Below are 2,990 nucleotides of genomic sequence, written 5' to 3'. Positions count from 1 at the left end.
GCCTTGGCCACGCCGCCGTTCATCTTCATCGCGCGCACGGTGGCCACGACCACGACGCAGGACGGTGCCAACCCCGCCTTGCGGCATTTGATGTTCAGGAACTTCTCTGCCCCCAGATCGGCACCAAAGCCCGCTTCGGTCACGACGTAATCGGCCAGCTTCAGCGCGGTGGTGGTCGCGATGACAGAGTTACAGCCATGCGCGATATTGGCGAAAGGCCCGCCGTGGACGAAAGCGGGGTTGTTTTCCAGAGTCTGCACAAGGTTCGGCTGCATCGCGTCTTTCAACAGCACGGTCATCGCACCATCCGCTTTGATATCGCGCGCATAGATCGGTTTACGCTCGCGGGTATAGGCGACGATCATGTCACCAAGGCGCTTTTGCAGGTCGTTTAGGTCTTTGGCCAAGCACAAGATCGCCATGACTTCGGACGCGACGGTGATGTCGAATCCGGCCTCGCGGGGGAAACCGTTCGACACACCGCCCAAGGACGCCGTGATCTGACGCAGGGCGCGGTCGTTCATGTCGACGACGCGGCGCCAGACGACGCGCCGCAGGTCGATCTCTAGCGCGTTGCCCCAATAGATGTGGTTATCGATCATCGCGCTGAGCAGGTTGTGCGCCGAGGTGATGGCGTGGAAGTCACCGGTGAAATGCAGGTTCATCTCTTCCATCGGGACGATTTGCGCATAGCCGCCCCCCGCGGCCCCGCCTTTCATGCCGAAGTTCGGACCAAGAGACGCCTCGCGGATACAGACGGCCGCGTTCTTGCCGATGCGGTTCAACCCGTCGCCCAGACCAACGGTGGTCGTGGTTTTCCCCTCGCCCGCGGGGGTGGGGTTGATCGCGGTGACGAGGATCAGCTTGCCATCGGGACGGTCCTGCACCGAGTTGATGAACTTTTGCGACACCTTCGCCTTGTCATGGCCGTAGGGCAGCAGATCATCGCTGCTGATGCCCAGCTTTTGCCCGATCTCCTGAATGGGGCGTTTGCTGGCTTCGCGTGCGATTTGGATGTCGGATTTAAAGGTCATATGTCCTCCCTGATGCGCCGTCGGCATTCTATGTTTCTTATGTCCTCAATACGCCTGTGAGGGCATGGGCAGAGGGGGCAATTCCGACATATCCGGCGCTTGATGCGGCGATCCGGCGGGTGTGCCGCTGATTTGAGCATGGCGGGTCGCTGTGAGCCCGCGCCCCGATGGGCCTAGCCGTGCTGCCAGGCTGGCTGGTCGGGGATGAACAGGCGCAGCGTATCACCGACGCGCAACAGCCCCTCGCGTTCGATCCAGGCGGTCACGCCGCGACGGTTCTCGGCGGCGGATTTGAACTTGGGACCGTGGCCGGGGCTGTCTTGTTCGATCTCGCGCCCGGGCAATACGCAGGGGCGGTTTTCGGTATCAATCGTGATCGTCGCACCCGAGGCAGCCTGCAGCCGCGCATTGGGCGGCACATGGGTGAAATCGGGGATGCCCTTGATCACCATCGACGTGCCAAGATGCATGGGGTCCAGTGCCTCCATCCCCATGTCGGCCGCGATCAGGGCCATTTCTTCCGCGGACAGGATCGACAACTGGCGCACGTTCCGGATCTCGGTGCCCTTGGGATAGAGGTTCGTGACCCGCACACAGGACGCGCGGGTCAGCCCCGCGTGCACGTCATCCTCGAAACCGGCGTAGCTGGCGAAAGCTTCGCTCCGGGGTTCGGCGCGGATACCCTTGGCCAGCTTGGGCACCACACCAAGCCATGTGATCGTTGCGGTAAACTCGGTTTCTTTCATCGTCGGCATGACCGGCATCCTTTCGCGCTGCGTTGTCCGTAACCTGCGCAAAGCCGCGACAAAAGAAAAGGCCCCGCGGGTGCAGGGCCTTCTCTTTCGTATTCTGGTGATCAATGCCTAGGCGTCAGACGCTTGGCTCTGGCTCCATCCCGCTTGGCGGAGGCGTCTTCTTGCCTTTGGCCTTGGGGATCGCGGTCAGGCTTGGTTTGTCCATGCCGCTGGTGTCATCGCCGTCCGGGTCTTGTGGCGGTTTGCCTTCCATGACGCGCTTGATCTCCTCGCCGGTGAGGGTCTCGTATTCCAGCAGACCTTGGGCCAAACGTTCGAATTCTTCCTCGTGATCGGTGATCATTTTATAGGCGCGGTCGTAGCCTTCGTCGATGATGCGTTTCACTTCGGATTCGATCAACTCTTTCGTAGCCGCAGAAACGCTGAACCCGCCCGCGCCGCCGTTGGCCTGATAGCCAGCCGCCGCTTCCGAATAGTCGATGTTCCCGACCTTGTCGGACATGCCCATGCGCATCACCATGCCACGCGCCAACTGGCTGGCCTGCATGATATCGCCCATCGGGCCCGACGATACGGTTTCAGCGCCATACTTGAAGATCTCAGCCGCTTTGCCCGCCATCGTCATGGCGATCTTTTGCTCGGCTTCGTCCTTGAACATTTGCAGTTTGTCCATTTCGGGCAGGCTCATCACCATACCCAAGGCACCACCGCGCGGAATGATCGTGGCCTTATAGACAGGGTCGCATTTCGGCAGCTTGATCCCGACGATGGCGTGACCGGCTTCGTGGTAGGCGGTCTTTTCCTTCTGGTCCTGCGTCAACACCATCGACCGGCGCTCGGCACCCATCATGATCTTGTCTTTCGCGGCCTCGAAATCCATCATCGCGACAAAGCGACGGCCCACGCGTGCGGCGGTCAGCGCGGCCTCGTTCACAAGGTTCGCCAGATCCGCACCCGAGAAACCGGGCGTACCGCGCGCGATAATGCGCAGGTCTACGTCAGGGCCAAGCGGCGTCTTGCGTGCATGCACCCCAAGGATTTTCTCGCGGCCCTTGATGTCGGGATTGCCCACGGTGACCTGACGGTCAAAGCGGCCCGGACGCAGCAAGGCAGGGTCCAGCACGTCTTTGCGGTTGGTCGCGGCGATGATGATCACGCCTTCGTTCGCCTCAAAGCCGTCCATCTCGACCAGCAGCTGGTT

At 61.3% G+C, this 2,990-nt stretch carries 3 protein-coding genes; all 3 read right to left on the bottom strand.

What is annotated here, in order from left to right; all coding sequences use genetic code 11:
• Positions 1–1,034, bottom strand: a 1,034-nt coding sequence (locus B3849_RS02945) for a formate--tetrahydrofolate ligase (protein WP_286779799.1), incomplete at its 3' end; no start/stop codon positions are given.
• Between the two features lie 173 nt (positions 1,035–1,207).
• Positions 1,208–1,789, bottom strand: a complete 582-nt coding sequence (locus B3849_RS02940) for an MOSC domain-containing protein (protein ID WP_064216176.1) — start codon at positions 1,787–1,789, stop codon at positions 1,208–1,210.
• Positions 1,790–1,904: 115 nt separating this feature from the next.
• On the bottom strand, positions 1,905–2,990 hold a 1,086-nt coding region (locus B3849_RS02935), incomplete at its 5' end, for an AAA family ATPase (RefSeq protein ID WP_286779798.1).

It is taken from the genome of Sulfitobacter sp. UBA4523, from assembly GCF_002388305.1.
GTDB classification, from domain to species: Bacteria; Pseudomonadota; Alphaproteobacteria; order Rhodobacterales; family Rhodobacteraceae; genus Sulfitobacter; species Sulfitobacter pontiacus.
The sequence above is the reverse complement of the archived record's forward strand: the minus strand, read 5'-3'. Positions and strand labels throughout refer to the sequence as shown.

Excerpts from the sequence above, each read along its gene's own strand:
- B3849_RS02940 (WP_064216176.1), bottom strand. The coding sequence starts at position 1,789 with ATGCCGACGATGAAAGAAACCGAGTTTACCGCAACGATCACATGGCTT.